A 25,905-nucleotide genomic window follows, 5' to 3' on the forward strand; every position below is an offset into this window, starting at 1 on the left:
GTGCCGTCGATCAGGGGGAGGGGATACCGCCCGGCTGCTGCGGGCCGAACGCCGTCATGAAGCGGTCGCGGAACTTGTCCATCCGCCACACCGGCGTGGTGTCGGCGGGCTGCAGACCGTCCGTCCAGCCCCAGTCGGAGATCTTCTCCAGCACCTCGGGGTCCTGGGCGACGATCGAGACCGGCACGTCGTGGCTGGGGTTGTCGCCGGTGACCGTCTTGTTGGGCTGGTGGTCGCCGAGGAAGATCAGGACGGTGTCCTTGGAACCGTACTTCGCGACGTGGTCGACGAGGCTGGTCACCGAGTACTGGATGGACTTGCGGTACTCGTCCCGGACGGCCAGGGGATCCTTCCAGACCTCCGTCGGGTCCTTGCCCTCGGCCTTCTGCAGCGAGTGGTAGACCGACCCGTCGCCGACCTGGTCCTCGGGGATCGTGCTCGGGATGGGCGCCCACGGGTTGTGGCTGGAGGTCAGGATGATCTCCGCCATCATCGGCTCACGGTCCTCCTTGCCGTGCTCCAGCTCCTCGAAGGCCTTCAACGTGTACTGGTCGGGCATGGTCGACCAGCTGAACTTCGGCCCCTTGTAACCGAGTTGGTCGGAGTCGTAGATGTGGTCCAGGCCGAAGTACTTGCCCTCCGGCCAGGCCATCTGGGTGCCCGGGACGATACCGACCGTGCGCCAGGCGCCGGTGCGGCGGAACGCCTCGGTGAGGGTGAGACGGTCGCTCGCGACGAGCTGGGAGTAACGCGACTGGTTCTTGATCCACAGGCCGGACAGGAACGTGGAGTGCCCCAGCCAGCTGCCGGCGCCCGTGATGGGGGAGCGCAGCCAGCCGCTCCGCGACGCGTACCCGGCGTCCTTCAGCTCCTGCGTCTTCCGCGCGAGCGTCTCACCGAGCGGCTCGCCCATCCGCGGGTCGTCGATCGCGGAGCGGCCGTAGCTCTCGATGAACGTGATCAGTACGTCCTTGCCGCGCAGCCCGGTCAGCAACTGGTCAGGCGGTACGTCGGCGAAGGCGTCCACCGCGGCCTGCTTGCGGAACGCCTCCCCGTCCTTCAGCCCGTCGCCCACCGACTCGATCCGGTTCTCCACGAGCGTGGCCGCGCTGTGCGAGGCCACCGGCACGTCGGATATCTCCAGCGTCAGCGTCGAGCAGGTGATCCACGCCGTTCCCAGGACGAGCAGCGTACGGCTCGCCGTGTGCCGGTTGCGCACCATCAGCCTGCTGATCCGCAGGACCGCGAGGGTCATCAGCACCGGCAGCGCCAGCGCCAGCGCGATCAGCCCGACCGTCGCGGCCTGCGCGACCGCGCCGCCGAGCGAGTCCTTCATGAACGACTGTGCGTCGTCCAGCAGAATCCAGTCCAGCACCAGGTCGAACGGCCGGTCCAGGGTCCAGTACGACCCCATGTCCAGCGCCTTGACGATCGTCAGCAGTCCGAGCACCGCCCCGACCACCACCACTGCCACCCGCCGCGCCATCGTCGGCAGTACGAGCAGCAGCCCCGCCACGAGGATCCCCTCCGCCGGGATCCGCAGGAACCGGCCGAAGTCGATCTCGGTGATGTCGTTCGGCACGACCAGCGCGAACAGGACGAGGACGATGGCCAGCCCGGTCACGGCCCAGGCGACGGCCCGCGCGGCCCGGGGGTGCCTCGCACGCCAGCCGGACGGGGACGCGATCCGCTCGGGGCCGGGATCGGGTTCAGGACCGGGCTCGGCGGAGACATCGGGCGCAGGACCGGGCTCCGGGGCCGACTTGGCCTTGAGCTCGGTCTCGTTCCCGTTCCCGTTCCCGTTCCCGTGCTCGGGCTCAGGTTCGGGTGCGGCGGACGGCTCGGGCTCGTCTGCGTCGGCCTTGAGGTCGGACTGGGGCTTCTCGGGGTTCTCCGCTTCGGCCTTCAGGTCGGACTCGGGCTTGTCCGCTTCGGTCGGGAGAGCTGACTGGGGCTTCTCGGGGTTCTCCGCCTCGGCCTTGAGGCCGGGCCCGCCCTCGGACTGTGCCTCCTCGGACTGTCCCTCCTCGGGCTCCGCTGCCGTTGCCTCGGTCTCCGTTACCGCTTCCGGCTTCGGAGGGGCGGCGTCCTCCGGGGCTTTGTCGTCATCCGGCGCCGGTGTCGGTCCCGGAAGCTGCGGAGAGCGTATGTGCGACAACCCGAAGGTCCTTCCCTGTGGAGCATGTGGAGCTCAGTGCTGGTGGAGCGGAGTGGGCCGGGGCCGCGGGACCGCCGGGACACCCGATTGGCCATCCCTATGCGTACGGTCCCACGACGCCAACCGTTCACCCGAACTCAGGGCCGCCGCAACCCCTTCACCGAACCGCGACGCACCCGGCGCCCACCCCTCAGGCCGAGCGCAGCGCCCCCGTGCTGGCCCGCTCCACCAGCCGCGTCGACAACTCGGTGCGGGTGCCCTCCGGCTGGTCGCCCTCCATCATCCGCACGAGCAGCCGAAGCGCGGTCTGGGCCATCTCCGAGAGCGGCTGGCGGACGGTGGTCAGGCCGGGAGTCGCCCAGCGGGCCTCGGGAAGGTCGTCGAAACCGACCACGCTGATGTCGTCCGGCACCCGCAGCCCCCGCTCGGCCAGCGCCTCGTACACGCCGAGGGCCATCTTGTCCGAGCAGACGAAGACGGCGGTCGGAGGCTCGGGGAGGTCGAGCAACTGGAGCATACGGTGGCGTGCGGTGGTCTCCATGAAGTTGCCGTAACGGACGTACTCCGGCCGGTACGGCATTCCCGCAGCCGTCAGCGCGGAGCGGTAGCCCGCCACCCGGTCGCTGCTGCACATCTTGCGCCGGTACCCGGCGATCACGGCGATCCGTTCGTGCCCCAGGGACAGCAGATGGTCGGTGGCGGTCATGCCGCCCTGCCAGTTGGCGGCGCCCACGGACACCACGCCGGCCGGCGGTTCCAGGACCGGGTCGATCAGCACGAAGGGGATGCGGTGCTGGGTGAGCCAGGAGTACTGGGCGGGGGACAGCTCCGCCAGGTTGAACAGCACGCCCGCCGAGCCGCGGGCGGTCAGCTTGTCGAACCAGCCGCGTTCGGGGCGGGCGCCCCGGGTGCGGGTCAGGCCGGCCGAGACCACGACCTCCAGGCCGGCGTCGTGGGCGGCCTGTTCGACGCCGTGCAGCACCGCGCCCGACCAGGAGCTCTCCAGCGAGTGCACGACCAGGTCGACCATGCGCGGTGGTTGCGACGCCTCGAACCGGGGTCGCCGGACATAGCCGAGCCGGTCCAACGCCTCGGTGACCCGGCGCCTGGTCTCGGGGGCCACGTCCTCCCGGCCGTTGACCACCTTCGAGGCCGTCGGCACGGACACCCCGGCCTCGCGCGCCACCACCGCCAGCGTCGGCCCGGCCGTCACGCTCCCGCCCCGCACCATCGCGACTCCACCTCTCAGTGCCCGTCCCGAGGGCCGGTGAAATTTTCGAACAGCGTCGCCCCCGCGACGGAAGCCCGACCGCGTAGCAAGCGCTTCCTACGTTAAGCCCAACTCAACACGGCGGGAAGAAGCAGGGATTCAGCTTGATCTAGCGCGGAACCCCGGGCGTTCACGTCCGGGAGGAAGCGCTTCTCTGGATCGCTCTGACTTGCAGGTGCCCACGGGGCTGCACTGTTGACCTCAGCCAGGTCGCTTCTGGTTCTCGATGTACTCCTTGATGATCTCCAACGGTGCTCCGCCGCACGAGGCGGCGAAGTACGAAGGCGACCAGAAGTGGTCACCCCACAGGTACTTACGGATATGGGCTGGGAACTCCTGGCGGAGCCGCCGGGCAGAGACGCCCTTGAGAGAGCCGACCAGCCGGGACAGGGCGACTTTGGGCGGGTAGTGCACCAGCAGGTGGACGTGGTCCCTCTCCCCGTTGAACTCCACCAGCTCGGTGTCGAAGTCCGCGCACACGTCACGCATGACCTCCTCGCAGCGCCGAAGGATCTCATCGGTGAACGGGCCGCGCCGATACTTTGGTGTGAAGACCAAGTGCGCGTGAAGGGTGTAGACGACTGTTCTACCCCTACGAATATTGGGGTTTGACTCCCAGCGTGGTGACATAGATCAACGATACGATCACGCCTGTGAAACTCGTTGTGCAGGTAAAGCTGATGCCGGAGGCCGGGCAGGCCACCGCGCTTCTCGCGGCCCTGCGCACGGTCAACGAGGCCGCGAACTGGGTGTCGGCGGTGGCGTTCGAGCAGGGCGTGCCGCGTGAGTACGAGCTGCGTAAGCACACCTACGCGGAGTTGAAGTCGCGGGGGTTGGGAGCGCAAGCAGCCCAGCACACCATCAAGAAGGTCCGCGACGCCTACACGACACTCAAGGCCAACATCAAGGCTGGGAACCTCGGCAGACCGGGCTCGAAGCGGCGCAGGAAGGCCGAGTCCAAGCCCGTCGCCTTTCGGCCCGAGGCAGCCCAGCCGTACGACGACCGGTGCCTGAGCTGGCAGTACGACGCGCAGACGGTGTCCATCTGGACCACTGCCGGACGCATCCGGGGTGTGCGGTTCGTCTGTTCCGCCGACGGCCTCAAGATGCTGCGTGAGCACCGGCAGGGCGAATCGGATCTGGTGGAACGCGACGGCGTGTTCTACCTGATCGCTACCTGCGAGGTCCCCGAGGAGAAGCAGTACGAGCCCGACGGGTTCATCGGCGTCGACCTCGGCATCGTCAACATCGCCACTACGTCCACCGGCTACCAGGCCGCCGGGCGCGACCTGAACCACCACCGCAAACGCCACGGCGATCTACGCGGCAAGCTCCAGCGCAAGGGCACCAAGTCCGCCAAGCGGCTGCTGAAGAAGCGCAACCGGCGCGAGCAGCGCCATGTCTCCAACACCAACCACATCATCGCGAAACGAATCGTGACCGAGGCTGAACGCACCTCGGCCGGAATCGCCCTGGAAGATTTGGGCGGCATCCGGCAGAGGGTACGGCTCCGCAAGCCCCAACGGGTCGCGCTCCACTCCTGGGCCTTCGCCCAGCTCGGAGAGTTCATCGCGTACAAGGCACGCCGAGCAGGCGTGCCCGTGGTTCACGTCGACCCTGCCCACACCTCGCAGACATGCTGCGAGTGCGGGCACGTCGACAAGAAGAACCGGGTCGACCAGGCCCTCTTCATCTGCCGGAACTGCGGGGTCGTTGCCCACGCGGACCGGAACGCTTCCCACAACATCGCCCAACGTGGCGCCGTGGTGTGGAACGCGGGGCGTGAGTCACGCGTCCCAGCCACCCCGTAAGGGGTGGCAGGACGGAGGAGCCCACCCAGCCGCCAGCTGGGCACTACCTCCAAGCCCGGCCCTTCAGGACCGGGTCAAGTTGACAGGACCGCCCCAGCCAAAACTTTCGAAACCTCGAACAACGGGCAGGGGGCTCTGCGGAGGGTCGGCCGCGGACCGGGGCGCGGACGCCGGGCTGGGCGAGGCCGGGGCGGCTGTGGGGGCTGGTGGGGCGAAGAATAGAGGGCGGGGGCGGCTATGGGCGCAAGGCGGGCGAGGGATGGGCGAGGGTCGGGTCAGTTCTCTGCGCGGGAGTTCCGGGTCCCGCACCCTGGCCGGAGGCGCGGCTGGGAAGTGCCCGAATCCCCGCACCCGTCACCCGTCACCCTTCATCCGTCTCCCTCACTCGTCTCCCTCACTCCGCCGCGCACACCAGCCGGAATCCGCTGAAGTCCGCTTGGAACTCCGCGGCGACGAGGTCCTGGGCGTGGATGCCGGCCAAGGTGCCGGTGAAGCGCAGCCGGGAGCCGTAGTCGTCGGAGAGGTGGGTGAAGTCCAGGACCGGTCCCATGGGGGTGCGTACGCCGTCGCGGAGGTACCAGAAGCGCGCCTCCGCGCCGTCGACGCTCGCCCCCAGGGTGACCGGCCGCCCCGGCTCGACCTCGACCACGGCCACCTGCCGGGCCCCGTCCTCGTCGCGTTCGAGGAGGCTGAGCACGGTACGGCCCCCGCCCCGCCACTGCTGGCCGCGCTGCGGCTCGCCCTCGGGTTCGGCCCAGGTCAGGTCGAGGGCGACGTAGGACGCGGTGTTGTACCGGAGGGTCAGCCCGGCGGCCTCGCCGAAGGTGCGCGGCCGGGCCTCGACGGTGACCTCCACCTCCGCCCGGTGCTCGGTGATCCGCTGGGCCAACAGACTCTGCTCCCACAGCGATTCGGGACCCTGCCGGCCACGCAGCCGGATCCAGCCGGGACGGGCGGCCGTGTCGGCCCAGGAGGCGTCCGGCTCGGCCCGCAGACTGCTCCACGGCCAGGACAACGTGCCCTCCTGCGCGGCCGGCACGAGGGCGGACGGTAGTGCGCCGGGCGCGAGTACGGAGGGCTGTGCTCCCGGCGCGAGGGCGGACGCCGACGCGGCAGGCACGGCAGGCACGGCAGGCACGGCAGGCACGGCAGGCACGGCAGGCACGGCAGGCACGGCAGGCACGGCAGGCACGGCAGGCACGGCAGGCACGGCAGGCACGGCAGGCACGGCAGGCACGGCAGGCACGGCAGGTGTGCCGACGCCCGGCGGGACCACGGACGCATCGAAGCCCACCGGCGACGCTTTCCCAGCCGCGCCCGCCGCCCCTACGGCCGGTGTCTGCACCACCATGGCCGGTGTCTGCACTTCCACGGCCGATGTCTCCGCCTCCACGGCCGGTGCCTCCACCTCCCCCTGCGGCACCTCCACCTCCACCGCCGGATGCCAACCCCCTTGCCGCAGCCGGGGCCAGCCCTCCGCGTCCCAGGTCACCGCCTGGACGGCGGTCTCCCGGCCCAAGGGGCAGCGGATGCCGTGGTCGGTGTGCAGGGGGCGCGCGGTGAGGTGGCTGAGGAACCACTCGCCGGTCGGCGTCTCGACCAGTTCGGCGTGCCCGGCCTTCTGCAACGGGCTTTTGGGGTCGTCCCGGGTCGTCAGCAGGGGCAGGCCGTCGAGTTCGTACGGGCCGGTCAGTGTGCGGCCGCGCGCCACCCGCACCCCGTGTTCGACTCCGGTACCGCCCTCGGCGAGGACCAGGTAGTACCAGCCGTCGCGGACCAGGAGCTTGGGGCCCTCGATCAGCCGGTCGTGCTGGAGCAGGAGATGGGTGTCGCCCAGGGGGCGCAGGGTGGAACGGTCCAACTCCGTCAGGACGATCCCGGCGAACCGCTTGCCGCCCGGGCGGTGGTCGCTCTGCATGTTGAGCAGCCAGAGCCGGCCCTCGTGGTGGAACAGCGCGGGGTCGAAGCCGTGGCTGGAGATTCGCGCCGGCGCGGTCCAGTCGCCGTCGACCGCCGGGGCCGTGCTGACGTAGGTGTCCAGGTCGAAGTAGCGCGTGCCGACCGACCGCACGATCGTGTAGACCACCCAGAAACGGTCGCCGTCCCAGCTCAGCGAAGGCGCCCAGATGCCGGCCGAGTCGGGGACACCCGCGAGAGAGCCGCCCGGGGCCGCGCCGCGCACATGACCGGCGTACTCCCAGTGCGCGAGATCCCTGGAACGGTGTATCGGGATCGTCGGGAACCACTCGAACGAACTGGTCGCCACGTAGTACCACTCGCCGACCCTGATCAGGGACGGGTCGGGGGCGAAGCCGCGGATGACGGGGTTGCGGGCCACGGTCCTGGCACCGGCTCCCGGCGCTCCGGAGAAGGCCGTCACTTCAGCGCCCCCAGCGTCACGCCCGACCGCCAGTAGCGGCGCATCGCGGTCATCATGACGGCCAGCGGGACGATGGACAGCAGGGCGCCGGTCAGGACGAGGCTGGTCACGTCGATGCCGGACTCCAGCGTCTTGCCGGTCCAGTAGTAGAGGCCGAGGTTGAGCGTCCAGTTCTCCTTGCCGCGCAGGACGGTCAGCGGGAGGAAGAAGGCGTTCCAGGTGTTGACGAAGGCCAGCAGGAAGACCGTCGCGCCGCCCGTGGTCATCATCCGCAGCACGATGCTGAAGAAGATGCGCAGCTCCCCGGCCCCGTCGATCCGGGCCGCCTCCAACAGCTCGAAGGGGACCGTCGCCTCGGTGTAGACCTTGGCCAGATACACGCTGAAGGGGTTGATGAGGCAGGGGATCAGCATCGCCCACGGGGTGTCGACCAGGCCGATCTTCGAGAACATCAGGTACAGCGGGAGTGTCAGCAGGGCGATCGGGATCAGGAACGACCCCACCACGCACGCGAACACCACACCCCGGCCCGGGAAGTCGAAGCGGGCCAGGCCGTAACCGGTCGCCAGCGCGATCAGCGTGCCGCCGAGGGAGCCGACACCGGCGTACAGGAACGAGTTGGCGGTCCAGCGCAGGAAGATGCCGTCCTCGTAGGTGAACAGCTGGTGCAGGTTGTCCCAGAGGTGCATGTCGGAGAACCACATGCCGTTGCTCTGGTACAGCCCCACCCGGTCCTTGGTGGCGGCGACGATCAGCCACCACACCGGGAACAGGCTGTAGACGCTCGCCAGGATCAGGCCGAGCAGGATGAACCGCTGGCCGCCGCGCCCGCGTGAGGCCGCGTCGGGGCCGGCGATCCGCCGTACGGGAGGCACGCCGGACCTCCCGGCCTTCCCGGATCTCCCGGTGTTCCGGGGCTCTTCGGTGTTCCCGGATTTCCCGGGCTTCTTGGGGGAGTCGGTGGTGGTCGTGGCCATCAGTCGACCTCCTTCGAGGTCAGCCGGTAGAAGAGGAGCGAGGCGACGCCGAGGATCAGGGCGAGGAGCACCGACAGGGCGGCGGCGTAGTGGTAGTTGCCCGCGTTGAACGCCTGGTTGTAGATGATCATGATCGGGGTGAAGCCGTCGTCGACGGTCTCCGGGGTGATTCTCCGGAACAGCGCCGGCTCGTTGAAGATCTGGAGCATCTGGATGATGGAGAGCAGTCCGGTCAGGACCAACGCCCCGCGTACGAACGGGATCTTGATGCTCAGCGCGATCCGGGACTCGGAGGCGCCGTCGAGGCGGGCGGCCTCGAACAGTTCGCGGGGCACGCCCTGGAGCGCCGAGTAGATGATCACCATGTTGTAGCCGATGCCGTGCCAGGTGAGCAGGTTGCCGATGGACGGCCACACCATGGAGGGTGCGAAGAAGTTCCAGTCGAACCCGAAGAGGTCGCCGATCGGGGTCAGGGGGCCCACCTCGGGGCTGTACAGGTTGATCCACACGATCGCCGCGACCACGCCGGGGATCATGTACGGGACCAGCAGCACGATCCGGAACCGGTTCGCGGCCTTGGAGGTGAGGGCGTCCAGGAACAGTGCCAGGACCAGGCTGACCAGCAGCATGAACGGGATCTGGACGCAGGCGAACAGCACCACCCGCAGGATGGCGCCCGTGAACGCCGAGTCGGTCAGCCCGAGTCGGTAGTTGTCCAGCCCCGAGAACTCCCGGGTCGCGCCGCCGAGGCCGAGCCCGGACTGCTTCTCCTGGAACAGCGACTCGTAGACCGCGTACCCGATCGGCAGCAGATAGAGGAAGACGAATCCGAGCTGGAAGGGCACCGTGAACGCGGCACCCTTCCAGCGCTGGGAGCGAATCATCGAAGGATGCCTCAGCCCTTGACGTTGATACCGCGCGACTTCAGGTCCTTGACCGTCCACTCCTGCATGTGCGCGAGCAGGTCGGTGACCTTCTGTTCCTTGCTGACGACCTTGCCCCATTCGCTCTGCAACTCGGTGAACATGGCGGTCCAGTTCGGGCCGTAGACCCAGTCCGCGGTGACGGTGCCCAGGCTGTCGGTGACGATCTTCTCGCCGGGCGCGTAGTTGTCGCCGAGCAGCTTCTCGGAGATCGCCTCGGAGACGTAGGCGTCGCTGTCGGCCAGGGCCGGCATGACACCGCTGCCGGTCTCCGGGCTCGCCATGGACTTGACCGCGCCGGTGTCCGTGGACAGCCACAACGCCGCCTCGGCCGCCTGCTTCTTGTACTTGCACTGTTCGGTGACCAGGTTCATGCCACCGCTCTGGTTGGTGCCGGCCGGCGTCTTGGCCGCCTCGCCCTGGTACGTCGGCCAGGGCGAGAGCGCCCACTTGCCGAAGGAGTCGGTGAAGTTCTGCACCATGCCGGACATCTGCCAGGTGGAGATCTGGCGGGTGACCGTGCCGCCCTTGTCGTAGTTGCGCTGCACGGCCGCGTAGTCGGCGAAGGAGAGCTTGGAGTTGAGGTCGTCGTCGATGATCTGCTGGATCACGTCGGCGGCCTTCAGGCTGCCCTCGTCCTGGAAGTCCACCTTCCAGGAGTCGCCGTCGATCGCGTACCAGTGGGCACCGGCCTGCATGGCCAGCACCTCCAGGGTGCTCGGGTCCTCGCCGGCGTAGTTGGTGATGTGGATGTCGTGCTTCTTCAGGACCTTGCCGGCGGCGATGAAGTCGTGCCAGGTCGCGGGTGCCTTGAGGCCGTACTTGTCGAAGACGTCGGTGCGGTAGATCGTGAAGGCGGGCGCCGAGCTGGTGGGCACGCCGTAGACCTTGCCCTGCACCTGGACACCGGCCCACGCACCGGCGTTGAACTTGTCCTCGCTCGACCCGACGTACTCGGTGATGTCGGCGAGCGCGCCCTGCGACACCCAGGTCGTCACGTACTCGGCGGTGTTCTGCAGCAGACAGGGGGCGTTGCCCGCCTTCACCGCGTTGCTGAGCTGTTTCTGCATGGTCAACTGGTCGGTGACCTTGGTGTACTTGAGCTGGACGTCCTTGTGGGAGGCGTTGAACGCCTTGACGAGGGCCTCCTGGCCGTTGGCCCAGCCCCAGAAGGGGAGGGTGACCGGACCGGAGGCTCCGGAGGAACCGTCGTCGCCCGAGTCCGAGCCACCGCACGCGGCGAGCAGACCTGTCAGCGCCACACTCGCGACGGCGACGCGGGCGAACCTTCTCCGAGGGCTGAGGGAGTTCATCGTACGGTCATCCTTCGAGACGTAGACGATCGCGGAAGCGAGGGCGAGGGGGCCGAGGGGCGGCTCGGTGGGGCGACGGCGAGCGAGGCGGACCGTCAGCTCGGGTCTCGGGGCCCCTACGGAACGTTGTAGTAAACGGTTGCTGTGAAACGTAGGTCGCCTGATCGGCTCACGCAAGAGCGCGACGGCAAATTATTACGCCGAATTGTCGCTGGGGTTGCCGGAAGCGGACGTTCGGCGGCCGTTGTGTGACGGGGCGTTCCCAGGTCAGGGGTGTGCCGTGCGGCGGGAAGGCGGGCGCGAGCGCAGGGCTTGCGAGGGCGGGGTGTGAAAACGTTTACGCGGCCCGCGCATTGATTGCGCGCGAGGGTGGCGGGCCGGTTCAGGCGACCCGGGCCAGGTCCGTGTGCCGTACCTGGTGGGCCGGTGGCAGACCCGAGGCGAGACGCTCCAGTTCCTCGACGACGGTACGGCCGAGGCGCTCCAGCTCGTTGCCGAGGGAGCCCGCGATGTGCGGGGTGAGGAAGACGTTGGGGAGGTTGTAGAGCGGGGAGCCCACGGGCAGCGGCTCCGGTTCGGTCACGTCGAGGACCGCGTTGAGCCGGCCGGAGAGCAACTCGTCGGTGAGGGCGTCCGGGTCGACCAGGGCGCCCCGGGAGGTGTTGATGAGGACGCCGCCGTCCCGGATGAGCGCGAGTCTGCCGCGGTCGAGCATGCGGTAGGTCGCGGGGATGTCGGGGGCGTGGAGGCTGACGATGTCGCTGGTGCGCAGCAGGTTCTCCAGCGCCATCGGCTCGGCGCCCAGCGCGGCGGCCTCCGCCGTGTCGACGTACGGGTCGTACAGCGAGACGGCGAAGTCGAACGGTTTCAGCAGGTCGAGGAGTCGACGGCCGACACGCGAGGCCCCGATGACGCCGACCCGGCGGCCGACGTTGCCGATGGCCGCGGTCTCGGCGGGGGAGGGGTAGGTGTGTGTCCGGCGGAAGCGTTCGCGCTGGTCGAAGGTGTCCTTCCCGGCCAGCAGGATCATCGCGAGGGTGTACTCGGCGACCGGCAGCGCGTTGCCGGCCACCGCGCTGGAGACGGTGACCCCGCTCTGCCACAGTGCCCTGCCGACCAGCGCGCGGACCGAGCCCGCGGCATGCAGGACGGTCCGCAGCCGGGGCACCGCCGCGAGTACGTCCGCGTCGAGGTGCGGGCAGCCCCAGCCGGTGATCAGCACCTCGGCCCCGGCCAGCGCGGAGGCGGCGGCGGGATCGGCGAAGTCCCGTACGACGAACTCGGGGTCGATCTCGACCGCCTCCCGCAGCCGTGCCATGAGCGGAGGCGGGAAGAGCAGGGGCAGATGCACCGGATCCATGGCGAACACGGCTCGCGTCGACTGGGCGCTGGGCATGACTCTCCTGGACAGCTGGGGGTGGACGGAAGGACCGCACGAGGCGGTGTGGTGGGGTTTAGAAAACGTCTTCTACCGTAGATCCGAGTCCGACGGGCGGTCAATCGCCATGATCGGGTGTCGTGCGCGGATCACCGCTGGGGGTCGTCCGTGAATGCGCAGGTCGTATGGCTGTGACGCGGGCGACGAGGTGGAGCCGGGCGAGGGTGCTTGGGAGAGGGATGGCCGGCGCTTCGGTGGGGGTGGAGGGAAACCGTGGTCTGGCGTAATCGGTTACCCCGTGTGGCCGGTTGCTGAAACGGCGTGGGGGCGGCGGGATCTTCTGTGGGTGCGCCCGGAGTCCGGAGCCCGGAGCTCGAAAAAGGCAACCGGTTCCCGTGGCTGTGAGGTTCGGGCGCCGATGGACCGGTCCGACGCGTCGACCGGTATGCGCGGCCGACCTGCCGTGTTCACGCTCTTCGGGGACTCGTCGACGCCACGCGAGAGGGTATACGGCAATGTCCCAGGGGTGGTGCGGAGTTTTCGAAAACTGGTCAAGGCCCTTGACGCACTTTGCGGTCAGGAACAAGCTCTGCCTCGTCGGCCGGTAGAAACCGGTTGTTGCGTGGCCGGTTCTCCGTACATCCCGCACAGCCCCGGGCCCGATCGCCCGGGAATATCTTCAACTCCCCTTGCACGTAAGGATGTTGCTCATGACCGACAGCCAGGGCCCCGGTCTGTCCCGGCGCACCCTCCTCCAGGCCGCCGGTGCCACGGCCGCCGCGTACTCCCTGCTCGGCGTGGCCACCGGCACCGCGAGCGCGGACGACGGACCCGAGGCCGCCGACCGGCTGGTGGTGTACCCCGTCCCGACCGGGCTGCCCCTCAACACCAGCTTCTCCGTCAAGGCCCGTACGCCCGGTGGCGCATGGCAGTCGGTGCCCGTGCTGCGGGTCCGTACGAAGACCATCAACGAGAAGACCGGCTCCGGCGTCGTGCGCAGCTCCTCGGTCGCCAACCTGGACTTCCACGGCACCGTGGAGATCCAGGTCACCTCCTCGAAGGGTGCCGTCCCCTCCGCGCGGATCCGCCCCCTGTCGTACGACCTCGCGCACGAGGTGAGCGGCGACACCATCACCTTCGCCCTCACCGAGCCGCGCAACCTCTCCATCGAGATCGGGGACGCCGACGGCGGCGCGTTCGACCTCTACGACAACCTCCAGCTGCACGCCAACCCGATCGAGAGGTGGCGGCCCGAGGAGGACGACCCGGACGTCATCTACTTCGGCCCGGGCATCCACACCGTCACCGACAACGTGGTGAAGGTGCCCAGCGGCAAGACGGTGTACCTGGCCGGCGGCGCGGTGCTCAAGGCGCGCGTGGAGTTCACCCACGTGGAGAACGCCCGTCTGCTCGGCCGGGGCATCATCTACGACTCGGACGCCGCGACCCTGGTGGCGTTCTCCCGCGACATCGAGATCGACGGCATCCTCGCGCTCAACCCCAAGACCGGCTACTCCTGCACCATCGGCCAGTCGCAGCAGGTCACCGTCCGCAACCTGCACTCCTACAGCTTCGGCCAGTGGGGCGACGGCATCGACGTGTTCAGCAGCGAGGACGTGCTGATCGAGGGCGTCTTCATGCGCAACAGCGACGACTGCATCGCCGTCTACGCCCACCGCTGGGACTACTACGGCGACTGCCGCAACATCACCGTCCGGAACTCCACCCTGTGGGCCGACGTCGCCCACCCGGTGAACATCGGTACCCACGGCAACCCGGATAAGCCCGAGGTCATCGAGAACATCGTCTTCAGCGACATCGACGTCCTCCAGCACCGCGAGCCGCAGGTCCTCTACCAGGGCTGCTTCGCCCTCAACCCCGGCGACAGCAACCTCATCCGGGGCGTCCGCATCCAGGACGTCCGCGTGGAGGACTTCACCTGGGGCCAGCTGCTCAACATGCGCGTGATGGCCAACCGGTACAACGCCTCACCGGGGCGCGGCATCGAGGACGTGTACGTCCGTAACCTGACGTACAACGGCACGCACGCCTCCATGGCCATCCTGACCGGCTACGACGCGGACCGGCCCATCAAGAACCTGACCTTCCAGAACCTGACGGTCAACGGCACGGTCGTCCACGACAGGATGAAGAAGCCCGGCTGGTACCTGACGACCGACATGGTCCCGATGTTCGCCAACGAGCACGTCCAGAACCTCCGCTTCCTGGACGCCGACACGCCCGCCGTCACCGCGGCCCCGGAGATCACCAGCGCGGGCGAGGCCACGGCCACCATGAAACGGGCCTTCAACCACCTCGTCACGGCGACCGGTCTGCCCACCTCGTTCGCCGCCGAGGGCCTGCCCAGGGGCCTGAGCATGGACCCGAGGACGGGCCTGATCTCAGGCGTCCCGTCCCGCCCCGGCTCCTGCACGGTCACCGTCTCGGCCGCCAACAGCGCCGGTACGGCCACCAAGTCCGTCAAGCTCACCGTGCTGCACCCGTAGGACCAGGAGACATCTGTGCTTCCCCTCAGCAGACGGTCGTTCCTCGGCGCGGCCGGGTTCACGGCCGTGGCCGGCGCCGGACTCCTGTCCGCCTCCGCCACGGCCGCGTGGGCGGGCTCCACCGGAGCGACCCGCACCTTCACCCATCCGGGCCTGCTGCACACCGCCGCCGACCTGGACCGGTTGAAAGCAGCGGTCGCCGCGAAGGAATCACCGGTCCACGACGGCTATCTGGCACTCGCCGCCCACGCCCGGTCCAAGTCGACGTACACCATCCAGAACACGGGCCGGATCACGTCCTGGGGGCGCGGCCCGAGCAACTTCATGGGGCAGGCGGTCGCCGACTCGGCCGCCGCCCACCAGAACGCGCTGATGTGGTGCGTGACCGGTGACCGGGCCCACGCGGACAAGGCGCGGGACATCCTCAACGCCTGGTCGGCGTCCCTCACGATGATCACGGGCGCGGACGGACCGCTCGGCGCTGGCCTGCAGGCCTTCAAGTTCGTCAACGCCGCCGAACTGCTGCGGTACTCCGGCTACGACGGATGGACGGACGCCGACATCGCCCGCTGCGAGCGGTCGTTCCTCGATGTCTGGTACCCGGCGGTCTCCGGCTACATGCTGTACGCCAACGGCAACTGGGACCTGACGGCCCTTCAGACCGTGCTGGCCATCGGCGTGTTCTGCGAGGAGCCCGTCCTCTTCGAGGACGCGCTGCGCTTCGCGGCGGCGGGCGCGGGCAATGGTGGCGTCGCGGGCCGGATCGTCACCGCCGCCGGCCAGGGCCAGGAGTCCGGCCGTGACCAGGGGCACGAGCAGCTGGCCGTCGGCCTGTTGGGCGACGCGGCGCAGGTGGCCTGGAACCAGGGCGTCGACCTGTGGGGCTTCGACGGTCACCGCCTGCTGGCGAACGCCGAGTACGCCGCCCGCTACAACCTCGGCGGCGACGTCCCCTTCACCCCCGACCTGGACCGCACCGGCAAGTACCTCAAGAAGACCGTCTCGGCCGTCGGGCGCGGCACCCTGCCGCCGGTCTACGAGATGTACTACGCCCACTACGCCGGAGTACGCGGCCTCGACGCCCCGGCTGTCGAGGCGGCTGTCTTCCGTGGTGCGAACGGCGCCCGGGTGGTCGAGGGCGGCAACGACGATCTGCCCGGCTTCGGCACCTTCGCCCACGCCGGGTCGGCGGCCCCCGCGTCGACTCCCGCACCGAGGCCTCCGGCCGGGGTGACGGCGGTGGGTGCCCGTGAGGCCGTGACGGTGGCGTGGCTGCCGTCGGCCTGGGCAACCGGGTACGACATCCTGCGGTCCACCCGCCCCGAGGGCCCCTACGAGAAGGTCGCCACCGGCCTCGACGAGCCGACGTACACCGACACGGACGTGCGCGGGGGACGGACGTACTACTACACCGTCACCGCCGCCAACTCCCGGGGTGTCAGCGGCACTTCGAGCCCGGCGGCCGCCTCCGCCGGTCTTCCGGAGCCCTGGTCCAGCCAGGACCTGGGGACGGTCCGGATTCCCGGCTCCGCCGCGTTCGACGGCGAGCGGTTCGTGCTCCGGGCGAGCGGTACGGCGGACACGTACCACCTGGCGCATGTGCCACTGCGCGGCGACGGCACCGTCACGGCACGGATCGTGTGGCCGCTCAGCTCCCAGTACTCCAAGATCGGCGTCACGCTCCGCGACTCGCTCGACGCGGGCGCCGTCCACGCCTCGATGCTGATCCAGGGGCTGCCGCTGCACACCTGGAGCGGGGTGTGGAGCGTACGGGAGGTGGCCGGGGGCGACATCTCGGCGACCGGCAGTACCCCCGTGCCGCCCTCCCAGCAGCAGGCCATCACCACGTCCGCCGCCTTCCCGATCTCCAGCCTGGGCACGCTGCCGCAGTCGGCGACACCGCTTCAGGCCCCGTACGTGGAGGGCGCGGGCGACGGCTACCGGCTGCGGGCCCCGTACTGGGTAAGGGTGACCCGCACGGGCCGCCGGTGCACCGGGGCGATGTCCCCGGACGGCATCCACTGGACCGAAGTCGGCTCCACTGAGGTCGAGTTGGGGCGTTCGGTGTACGCGGGGCCGGTCCTCACGTCCTGCCTGGGCGTGGACGAGGAGTACGCCGAGACGGGCACCGGGGCCTTCGACAACGTCAGCGTCGTGTCGGCCGCCCAGGGAGAGGTCTGGTCGGTGGCCCGTCCTGCCCGGCGGGTGACCGACCTCAGGGCCACCGCCGGAGCCGACGCGGTCGAGCTGGCCTGGACCGATCCCGACCTCTCCGCCCGCTACCGGGTGCTGCGTGCCACCCACGCCGACGGCCCCTATCTGACAATCGCGACCGGCGTCGCCCCGGTCGGCTTCGGCGCCCGCCTCCGGTACGCGGACGCCACGGGCGCCCCCGGCACGACGTACCACTACGTCGTCACCAAGACGAACAGCGGCGGACGAGGCCCGCGCTCGAAGCCGGCCGCAGCACCGACGCCGAGCCCTTCCCGTCCCCAACTCACCTCTTCCACCGGGGCGTTCGCCAATGCGGGAGACGCCTTCGCGTACCTGATCCGTGCCTCGCACGAACCCGTACGGTTCACCGCGAGCGGGCTCCCCGACGGCCTCCGGGTCGACCGGCGCACCGGTCTGGTCTCCGGAACCCCCACCCGGACCGGCGAGTTCACCGTCACCCTCACCGCCGGCAACGCGGCGGGCGACGGAACCGGCACCCTCACCCTGACCGTCGGCACACCCCCGCCCGCCCCCTGGACCTACGGCGACCTCGGCGACCCGGTCCTCGACGACCGGCTGTTCGGCACCCTCGGCGTGGTCGCCGTCAGCACCCCCGGCAGCACCTCCTACGAGGAGGACGGAACCTTCGTCGTACGGGGCGCGGGCGTCGACCTGACCGTCAACAACCAAGGGATGACAGGCCAGTTCGTACGGCGGCCGATCACCGGTGACTGCGAGGCCGTCGTCCGCCTGGACTCCCGGACCGGGGCCACCGCCGACCGGGTCGGGCTGCTGATGGCCAAGTCGCTGTCGCCGTTCGACCAGGCGGCCGGGGCGATCGTCAGCGGCGGGACCAGCGCCCAGCTCATGCTCCGCACGACCGTGGCCGGACGGTCGGCCTTCACCGGTGACGCCAAGGTCACCACGCCCTGCCTGCTGCGGCTGAAGCGAACCGGGACCCTCTTCGCCGCGGCGGTCTCCACGGACGGAGGCGTCACCTTCACCCCCCTCGCCGAGGGAGAGATCCCCGGCTTCGGTGACGCCCCCTACCACGTGGGCCTGGTGGTCTGCTCCCGCAGCCCGCTGACCCACGGCACCGCGCGATTCAGCGAGGTGAGCATCACCCCCACATAGGCGGCGCCGGGGGAGGGGCGGACAGGGACACCCGCCCCTCCCCCGAAGCCGCCGATCCTCCATGGACGGGAGACGCACCGATGAGCCGCACTTCCCCCCACACCGACCCCGAAGAATCCGCCCACGAAGGCGAGTTGAGCCGTCGCGGTCTGCTCAGGACCGCCGGCGGTCTCACCGCCGCCCTCGCGCTGGGCGCCGCCTCCGTCGCGACCACGGCGGAGGCGGCCCCGGCCACCTTCACCCACCCCGGCATGCTGCACGCCTACGGTGAACTCAACCGCGCGAAGGTGCGGGTGGCCGCCGGAGACGACCCGTGGCTGTCCGGCTGGAACCGCCTGACGGCCAACTCCCACTCCGCGAGCACCTGGACACCCAACCCGCAGGCCACCATCATCCGCGGGGGAACGGGCCAGAACTACGGCATCCTCTACAACGACATCCACGCCGCCTACCAGAACGCGCTGCGCTGGAAGGTCGCCGGCACCACCGCCAACGGCGACGCGGCGGTCCGTATCCTCAACGCCTGGTCCTCGACGCTCACCAGCGTCACCGGCAACGCCGACCGGTTCCTGGCCGCCGGGATCTACGGCTACCAGTTCGCCAACGCCGCCGAACTCATGCGCGGCTACAGCGGATTCAACCTGGACCGGTTCAAGACGATGATGCTCAACGTCTTCTACCCGCTCAACAACCAGTTCCTGAAAAGCCACAACGACGCCTGCATCACCAACTACTGGGCCAACTGGGACCTGTGCACCATGAACTCGATCCTCGCGATCGGGATCCTGTGCGACGACGGCGCCAAGTACGACCAGGCCGTCAACTACTTCAAGAACGGCGCCGGGAACGGCTCGATCGCCCACGCCGTCCCGTACCTGCACACCGACTCCGCCGGCTACGCCCTCGGCCAGTGGCAGGAGGCCGGCCGCGACCAGGGCCACAGCGTCATGGGCATCGGCCAGATGGGCGCCTTCTGCGAGATGGCCTGGTCGCAGGGCGACGACCTCTACGGCTACGACGGCAACCGGTTCATGAAGGGCGCCCAGTACGTCGCCAAGTACAACCTCGGCCAGAACGTGCCCTTCACCAGCTACACCTGGGGCACCGGCCAGAACTGCGCCCAGCAGACCCACACCGCCGTCTCCTCCGAGAGCCGGGGCCAGCTCCGCCCGGTGTGGGACCTCGTCCATTACCACTACGCGCGGCGCCGGGGCCTGTCCGTCCCGTACATCACCGCCATGGCCGAGAAGGTCCGCCCCGAGGGCGGCGGCGGGGACTACGGCTCGACCAGCGGCGGCTACGACCAGCTGGGCTTCGGCACCCTGATGTACGCCAAGTAGCCGACGACCTGCCCCAGGGCCGCCGTCGCCCGAACGGCCGTCAAAGAACCGGCCCGACCGGAATACCGCGAAGGGATGTGGTGCTCTGAGGTGAACGACGGTTCACGAGCGGGCGGGCGTGAGGAGCTGGTGCGCGATGACGGCAGACCGGCAGGACCCCGTGGCCGGTACGCCGTACGGGGACGTACGCGGCACGTACGTGTACGGGGACGGCTACGAGGACGGTGTCGCGGTCTTCCGGGGCATCCCGTACGCGGCCCCGCCCTTCGGCCCCCGCCGGTTCCGCCCGCCCGTCCCGCCCGAATCCTGGGCAGGGGTGCGTGACGCCGTCGCCTTCGGCCCGACGCCTCCGAAACCGCCGTACTCGGAGGCGTTCGCCCGCTATCTGTCGGACCCCGTCGTCCCGGGCGACGCCTGCCTCAACCTGAACGTGTGGACACCGGAGCCGGGCCACGGGGCCCGGCTGCCGGTCATGGTCTGGATCCACGGCGGAGCCCTCACCCGGGGCTCGTCGGCGGTCCCGGTCTACGACGGCGCCTCCTTCGCCCGCGACGGCGTGGTGCTGGTGTCCCTCAACTACCGTCTGGGCGTGGAGGGCTACGGCCTCTTCCCAGACGCCCCGCCCAACCTCGGACTGCGCGACCAGCTGGCCGCGCTGAAGTGGGTGCGGGAGTCGATCGCCGGGTTCGGCGGCGACCCGGACCGGGTGACCCTCTGCGGCCAGTCGGCGGGCGCCATCAGTGTCGGCGCGCTGCTGGCCGTACCCCGCGCGCGGGGCCTGTTCCGGCGGGCCGTGCTGCAGAGCGGGCCGCCCGAGGCCCTGGACCGGGACAAGGTGCGCCGCATGGTTCGCCGGATGGCGACCCGGCTGAAGGTTCCGGCGACCGCCGCGGCCTTCGGCGCCGTGGACCGGTCCCTCCTCGCCGAGGCACAGGCCGAGGTCGGCCGCCTCAGCAGCCCCGTGCTGGGCGGCCCCGCCTTCGGCATCGTCGTCGACGGCGACCTGCTGCCCACCGATCCGCTGGAGGCCCTCACCGAGCACGGCGCGGCCCCGGGGATCGACCTCCTCATGGGCTGGACCCGCGACGAGCACCGTCTCTGGCTCGTCCCCGGCGGCCTCCAGGAGCGCGTCGACCGCCTCGGCGCGGTCGCGCTGACCGCCGCCCGCGCCCGCTGCCACTGCGGCCCCGAGCTCCCGCGGCGCTACCGCGACCTCCACCCCGACAGGGGCATGGCCGACCTGGTCGGCCGGCTCGTCACCGACCACCTCCTGCGCGTCCCCCTGCACCGCGTGGCGGACGCCCGCCTCGACCGGGCCCGCTCCTACCTCTACGAGTTCGCCTGGTCCTCCGGCGTCCCCGCCCTCGGCTCCTGCCACGCCCTCGAACTCGGCTTCGTCTTCGACACCGGGGACACCCCCGCCTCCGCCAGGCTCGCCGGCGAGAACGCCCCGCGCGACCTCGCCACCGCCCTGCACGGCGCCTGGGTCCGCTTCGCGACGGACGGCACCCCCGGCTGGCCCGCCTGGGACCCCTCCCACCCGGTCCGTGTCTTCGACTCCCCGGACGACGGCCGGATCGCCCTCGGCCCCTACGACCCCGAACTCGCCCTCTGGGACGCGGACGCGAGACGCTCCCACAGAGTGCAGGGCGCCGGCACCTTCGTCACCTCCGGCGGAGGCCCGCTCCCGGCCCTGCGCCGCTTCCGCCGCACTCCTTGAGGGGGTTCTCCGCTTCCCCCGTCGGCCGGCGGCGGAGACCGTCGAGACGGCCGGCCTATCCGTGGTCCGAGCCCGGCTCGGCTGGGTCGCCGGGGGGCGTACGGGGCTTGGTGTGCAGGATCTCGCGGGCCTGCTCCGCGGCGCGGGCGGTGCTCTCGGAGACGAAGTCGAGGAAGCGGGCGACGTTCTCCAAGCGGTCGGCGGCCGGAGTGCCGGGGCCGAGGACGCCGACGCCCTGCCGCGCGACCTCGACGAGCTGGGCGATGGCGCGGGCGCTGGCCAGCATCGACTGGTACCAGACGTCGTCGTCGACGATGTAGCGCTCACGGCGGCGTTCGCCCTGTTCCCGGCGGATCATGCCCTGGCTGTCGAGGAACGTGATCGCCTTGGAGACGGACGCCGGGCTGACCTGGAGGCGCTGGGCGAGTTCGGAGGCGGTGAGGCTGCCGGTGTCGGTGAGGGTGAGGCAGGCCATCACGCGGGCCATCATCGTGGGCATGCCCGAGGCCATCATGACGGTCGTGAACACCTCCTCGTACTCGCGTACGGCTTCGGCGTCGCGTCCGTGGGCCTGCTCGGGTGCCTGTGCCTCCCGGGGTGTGGTCTGCCTGCGCCGGTGGGCGCGGCGTTCCGTGGCGCGGTGGGCCAGGTCGGCGCGGTAGGCGGTGGGGCCGCCGTTGCGCAACACCTCGCGCGTGATGGTCGAGGTGGGGCGGTCCAGGCGTCGGGCGATCTCCGCGTAGGCGAGGCCGTCGGCCAGCCCCGTGGCGATCTGCTGGCGCTCCTGCTGGCTGAGCCTGCCTCCCGGCATCGCTGTCTCCTTCGTGCTCGTCGTGCGTCCACCATAGCGTTCACCCTCACTCTGTTGCAACGGAGTCGATGAGGGTCGTTGCGTTAGGCTCAAGGCCGTTGCAACAAATTCATGAGTTCTACCTGCATGAATAGGATTTAGACGCAACGAGTTCGTTGCGGGATATTTGAATGCAACGTAGCTTTTCCATCGTTAGAAACAACGAGCCGAAGGAGAGCACGATGCAGAAGTTCGACACCCCCGCCCCGGTCTCCGCCGTCCTGAACATCCCCGCCGGACGCGTGCAGCTCATCGCCGCCGACCGGGCCGACACCACCGTCGAGGTCCGGCCCGCCGACGCCTCCAAGGGCCGCGACGTCAAAGCCGCCGAGCGGACCACCGTCGACTACCGCGACGGGGTTCTGCGGATCGAGGCCCCGGAGGCGAAGAGCGAGCTCTTCGGCCCCTCCGGATCCCTGGAGGTGACGGTCCGGCTGCCGTCCGGCTCCCGCGTCGAGGCGAAGGCGGCCGGCGCCGAGTTCCGCGGCGTCGGACGGCTGGGCGACGTGGTCGTCGACGGCGCGCTCGGGCACGTCAAGCTCGACGAGGCCGCGAGCGCCCGCCTGACCCTGCTGGCCGGCGACGCCTCGGTCGGCCGCCTGGACGGCCCCGCCGACATCACCAGCGGCAAGGGCGACCTGCGCGTCACCGAGGCCGTGCGCGGCACCGTCACCCTGCGCACCGGGCACGGCGAGATCTCCATCGGCGCCGCCGCCGGGGTCTCGGCCTCCCTGGACGCCGGCACCTCCCACGGCCGGATCCACAACGCGCTGGTGAACACCGAGGGCGCCGACGCCCAGCTCGACATCCACGCCACCACCGGCTACGGCGACATCTCCGCCCGCAGCCTCTGACCCGCGACCTCCGACCCGCGACCTCCGACCCGCAGCCCCTGAAGGAGCACCCATCATGAGCAACCCGGCCATCGCGGCGAACGGGCTGCGCAAGTCCTACGGCGACAAGGTCGTGCTCGACGGCGTCGACCTGACCGTCCCCGAAGGGACGATCTTCGCCCTGCTCGGCCCGAACGGCGCGGGCAAGACCACCGCCGTCAAGATCCTCTCCACTCTCGTCTCCCCCGACCCCGCCTCCGGCGAGATCCGCGTCGGCGGCCACGACCTCGCCGCCGACCCGCAGGCGGTCCGTGCCGCGATCGGCGTCACCGGGCAGTTCTCCGCCGTCGACGGGCTGATCACCGGCGAGGAGAACATGCTCCTCATGGCGGACCTGCACCACCTGTCCCGGCGTGAGGGGCGCCGGGTCGCCGCCGGACTGCTGGAGCGCTTCGACCTGGTCGAGGCCGCGAAGAAGCCCGCCTCCACCTACTCCGGCGGCATGAAGCGCCGTCTCGACATCGCCATGACCCTGGTCGGCGACCCGCGGATCATCTTCCTCGACGAACCGACCACCGGCCTCGACCCGCGCAGCCGCCACACCATGTGGCAGATCATCCGCGAACTCGTCTCCGACGGCGTCACCGTCTTCCTCACCACCCAGTACCTGGAGGAGGCCGACGAACTCGCCGACCGGATCGCCGTGCTCAACGACGGCGGGATCGCGGCCGAGGGAACCGCCGAGGAGCTCAAGCGGCTGATCCCCGGCGGTCACGTCCGGCTCCGCTTCTCCGACCCGGCCGCGTACCGGAGCGCCGCCTCCGCGCTGAGCGAGGTCACCCGGGACGACGAGGCGCTGGCGCTGCAGATCCCCAGCGACGGCAGCCAGCGCGCGCTGCGCTCCGTCCTCGACCGGCTGGACTCCGCCGGCATCGAGGCCGACGAGCTGACCGTGCACACCCCCGACCTCGACGACGTGTTCTTCGCCCTGACCGGCTCCACCGTGCCCACCCAGCGCGACCAGCCCGAGGAGGCTGCCCGATGAGCTCCCTGTCCCTCGCCGTACGCGACTCGTCCACGATGCTGCGCCGCAACCTCCTGCACGCGCGGCGCTACCCGTCCCTCACCCTGAACCTGCTGCTCACGCCGATCATGCTGCTCTTGCTCTTCGTCTACATCTTCGGCGACACCATGAGCGCGGGCATCGGCGGCGGAGACCGCTCCGCGTACATCGCCTACCTCGTGCCGGGCCTGCTGCTGATGACCATCGGCAGCACCACGATCGGCACGGCGGTGTCCGTCTCCAACGACATGACCGAGGGCATCATCGCCCGCTTCCGCACCATGGCGATCCACCGCGGCTCGGTGCTCATCGGGCACGTCATCGGCAGCGTGCTGCAGTCGGTCGCCAGCGTGGTCCTCGTGGGTGCCGTCGGCGTGGCCATCGGCTTCCGGTCCACGGACGCCACGGCCCTGGAGTGGCTGGCGGCGTTCGGGCTGCTCACGCTCTTCGCCCTGGCGCTCACCTGGATCGCGGTCGGGATGGGACTGATCAGCCCGAACGCCGAGGCCGCGAGCAACAACGCGATGCCGCTGATCTTCCTCCCGCTCATCTCCAGCGCGTTCGTGCCGGTCGACGCGATGCCGGGCTGGTTCCAGCCGATCGCCGAGTACCAGCCGTTCACGCCCGCCATCGAGACCCTGCGCGGACTCCTCCTCGGCACCGAGATCGGCCACAACGGATGGCTCGCCCTCGCCTGGTGCCTGGGTCTCGCGGCGCTCGGCTACTTCTGGTCGGCCTCGAAGTTCCACAGCGACCCGGCATAACCGCCATGACGACCCAGGGCGGCGTACCCCGACACGGTGTCGGCGTACGCCGCCCCGTCCGTCCGCGGCCCAGCGGGTCCCCTGCCCCGAGCTGTCTTTCCGGGGGCGCGGGGAACTGCGCGACCGGCCACGAACAACCCGACCCGGCAACCCGCCCGCCCCCCCCGGCAACCCGCCCTCAGCCGGCAGACGCGACCCCGTCCCCCACCGCCCCCACCGCCCCCACCGAATCACGCACCACCACATGCGTCCCCAACAGCACGTGCTCGTCCGGCGATGCGCGCCCCCGCTCCCGCCCCAACGCCATCCGCACGGCAAGCCGCCCCAACTCCTCGTACGGCACACGCACCGTCGTCAGCGGCGGATACAGATCGCGCGCGAACGGAATGTCGTCGTAGCCCACCAGGGACACATCCCCCGGCACCGCCACCCCCGCCTCGCGCAGCGCGGTGAGCGCCCCCGCCGCCACCATGTCGGTCGCCGCCATCACCGCCGTGAAGTCGAGCCCCTCCGCCAACGCCCGCCGCATCGACCGGTATCCGGAGTCGCGCGTGAAGTCCCCGGCCAGCCGCAGCGCCGGGTCCGCCTCGACGCCCCGCGCGCGATGGGCCGCCAGATACCCCCGCTCACGCCCCTGCGCCGTCGTGTGCTCCGGCTTGCCGCCGAGGAAGAGGATGCGCCGGTGCCCCTGGGACAGGACATGCGCGCACAGGGCGTACGCGCCGCCCTCGTTGTCGTACTCGATGACCGTGACCGGCGCACCGGGGTCCAGCGGCGGCCGCCCGCACAGCACGAGCCGTGATCCGGCGGCCGCCAGCGCGTCGGCGACCCGGGCGGTGCGCGACCGGTACTCGGGGGTGTCCGCGCCGCCGCCGACCACGATGACCGCGGCGGCCCGCTGCGCCCGCATCGTCTCGATGAAGTCCCTCTCGTGCGCGGCGTCGCCGTCGGTGCTGCACACCAGGCAGAGATGGCCGAGCCGGGTCGCCTCGCGCTCCACGCCGTGCGCCATCAGCGCGAACGAGGGGCCGGTGATGTCGTCGAGGACGAAGCCGAGGGTGGGTGTGCCGACACCGGCGATCGCCTTGGCGCGGGCGTCGGCGACGTAGTCCAGCTCGCGGACGGCCCGCAGCACCTGCGTCCGGGTCGCCGCGCTCACCGGATAGGCCCCGCCGAGCACCCGCGACACCGTGGCCGCCGAGACACCGGCGCGCGCGGCGACGTCCCGGATCGTGCTGCGGCCCCCGCCGTCGGCGTTCTTCCTGGTCAT

At 70.4% G+C, this 25,905-nt stretch carries 18 protein-coding genes; 8 read left to right on the plus strand and 10 right to left on the minus strand.

Annotation, left to right across the window (positions count from 1 at the left end):
• Positions 1-10 precede the first annotated feature (10 nt).
• From OG272_RS38060 to tnpA, 3 genes are all read right to left on the minus strand, one after another.
• Positions 11-2,158 (minus strand): sulfatase, encoded by a 2,148-nt coding sequence (locus OG272_RS38060; protein WP_405895588.1) that lies wholly within the window; start codon positions 2,156-2,158, stop codon positions 11-13.
• 190 nt (positions 2,159-2,348) lie between these two features.
• The gene (locus tag OG272_RS38065) at positions 2,349-3,389 is read right to left on the minus strand and encodes a LacI family DNA-binding transcriptional regulator (protein ID WP_326575553.1); all 1,041 of its coding nucleotides are present in this window, start codon (positions 3,387-3,389) and stop codon (positions 2,349-2,351) included.
• 240 nt (positions 3,390-3,629) lie between these two features.
• Positions 3,630-4,058 (minus strand): IS200/IS605 family transposase, encoded by a 429-nt coding sequence (gene tnpA / locus OG272_RS38070; RefSeq protein ID WP_326575551.1) that lies wholly within the window; start codon positions 4,056-4,058, stop codon positions 3,630-3,632.
• Between the two features lie 50 nt (positions 4,059-4,108).
• On the opposite strand from tnpA, the gene OG272_RS38075 reads away from it, so the two are divergent.
• Positions 4,109-5,239: a transposase gene (locus tag OG272_RS38075; RefSeq protein ID WP_327732211.1), complete on the plus strand. Its 1,131-nt coding sequence runs from the start codon at positions 4,109-4,111 to the stop codon at positions 5,237-5,239.
• Positions 5,240-5,633: 394 nt separating this feature from the next.
• Here the strand turns inward: OG272_RS38075 and OG272_RS38080 are convergent, their stop codons facing one another.
• The 5 genes from OG272_RS38080 to OG272_RS38100 all read right to left on the minus strand — a co-directional run bounded on the left by OG272_RS38080 (position 5,634) and on the right by OG272_RS38100 (position 12,228).
• Positions 5,634-7,577, minus strand: a complete 1,944-nt coding sequence (locus OG272_RS38080) for a glycoside hydrolase family 43 protein (RefSeq protein ID WP_405895589.1) — start codon at positions 7,575-7,577, stop codon at positions 5,634-5,636.
• A gap of 38 nt (positions 7,578-7,615) precedes the next feature.
• A complete protein-coding gene (locus OG272_RS38085) occupies positions 7,616-8,596 on the minus strand; it encodes a carbohydrate ABC transporter permease (RefSeq protein ID WP_327727301.1) in 981 nt (326 codons plus the stop codon).
• Positions 8,596-9,480: a sugar ABC transporter permease gene (locus OG272_RS38090; protein ID WP_326575545.1), complete on the minus strand. Its 885-nt coding sequence runs from the start codon at positions 9,478-9,480 to the stop codon at positions 8,596-8,598. The genes OG272_RS38085 and OG272_RS38090 overlap by 1 nt, the downstream gene beginning before the upstream one ends.
• Positions 9,481-9,491: 11 nt before the next feature.
• Positions 9,492-10,832 (minus strand): ABC transporter substrate-binding protein, encoded by a 1,341-nt coding sequence (locus OG272_RS38095; protein ID WP_405895590.1) that lies wholly within the window; start codon positions 10,830-10,832, stop codon positions 9,492-9,494.
• A 382-nt stretch (positions 10,833-11,214) separates the two neighbouring features.
• Positions 11,215-12,228 carry a hydroxyacid dehydrogenase gene (locus OG272_RS38100; protein WP_405895591.1) on the minus strand — a complete coding sequence of 338 codons (1,014 nt, stop codon included), beginning with the start codon at positions 12,226-12,228 and terminating at the stop codon, positions 11,215-11,217.
• Positions 12,229-12,920: 692 nt separating this feature from the next.
• Here OG272_RS38100 and OG272_RS38105 point away from each other — a divergent pair.
• The 4 genes from OG272_RS38105 to OG272_RS38120 all read left to right on the plus strand — a co-directional run bounded on the left by OG272_RS38105 (position 12,921) and on the right by OG272_RS38120 (position 21,125).
• On the plus strand, positions 12,921-14,717 hold the full coding sequence (locus OG272_RS38105; RefSeq protein WP_405895592.1) for a putative Ig domain-containing protein: 1,797 nt from the start codon (positions 12,921-12,923) through the stop codon (positions 14,715-14,717).
• Between the two features lie 15 nt (positions 14,718-14,732).
• Positions 14,733-18,065, plus strand: coding sequence for an alginate lyase family protein (locus OG272_RS38110; protein WP_405895593.1), 3,333 nt, complete (start codon positions 14,733-14,735; stop codon positions 18,063-18,065).
• A gap of 80 nt (positions 18,066-18,145) precedes the next feature.
• On the plus strand, positions 18,146-19,405 hold the full coding sequence (locus tag OG272_RS38115; RefSeq protein WP_327727297.1) for an alginate lyase family protein: 1,260 nt from the start codon (positions 18,146-18,148) through the stop codon (positions 19,403-19,405).
• Positions 19,406-19,541: 136 nt separating this feature from the next.
• Positions 19,542-21,125: a carboxylesterase family protein gene (locus OG272_RS38120; RefSeq protein WP_327727296.1), complete on the plus strand. Its 1,584-nt coding sequence runs from the start codon at positions 19,542-19,544 to the stop codon at positions 21,123-21,125.
• 55 nt (positions 21,126-21,180) lie between these two features.
• Here OG272_RS38120 and OG272_RS38125 read toward each other — a convergent pair whose 3' ends face one another.
• On the minus strand, positions 21,181-21,936 hold the full coding sequence (locus OG272_RS38125) for a helix-turn-helix domain-containing protein (protein ID WP_328224249.1): 756 nt from the start codon (positions 21,934-21,936) through the stop codon (positions 21,181-21,183).
• A gap of 221 nt (positions 21,937-22,157) precedes the next feature.
• On the opposite strand from OG272_RS38125, the gene OG272_RS38130 reads away from it, so the two are divergent.
• From OG272_RS38130 to OG272_RS38140, 3 genes are read left to right on the plus strand one after another with little or no spacing between them, the layout of a single operon-like run.
• Complete coding sequence (locus OG272_RS38130; protein ID WP_327727294.1) at positions 22,158-22,829, plus strand: DUF4097 family beta strand repeat-containing protein; 672 nt, start codon at positions 22,158-22,160, stop codon at positions 22,827-22,829.
• A 55-nt stretch (positions 22,830-22,884) separates the two neighbouring features.
• Positions 22,885-23,853, plus strand: a complete 969-nt coding sequence (locus tag OG272_RS38135) for an ATP-binding cassette domain-containing protein (RefSeq protein ID WP_327727293.1) — start codon at positions 22,885-22,887, stop codon at positions 23,851-23,853.
• Positions 23,850-24,635: an ABC transporter permease gene (locus OG272_RS38140; protein ID WP_327727292.1), complete on the plus strand. Its 786-nt coding sequence runs from the start codon at positions 23,850-23,852 to the stop codon at positions 24,633-24,635. The genes OG272_RS38135 and OG272_RS38140 overlap by 4 nt, the downstream gene beginning before the upstream one ends.
• Positions 24,636-24,813: 178 nt before the next feature.
• Here OG272_RS38140 and OG272_RS38145 read toward each other — a convergent pair whose 3' ends face one another.
• A complete protein-coding gene (locus OG272_RS38145) occupies positions 24,814-25,905 on the minus strand; it encodes a LacI family DNA-binding transcriptional regulator (protein WP_328224250.1) in 1,092 nt (363 codons plus the stop codon).

It is taken from the genome of Streptomyces sp. NBC_00104 (assembly GCF_045160825.1).
Classification (GTDB): Bacteria; Actinomycetota; Actinomycetes; order Streptomycetales; family Streptomycetaceae; genus Streptomyces.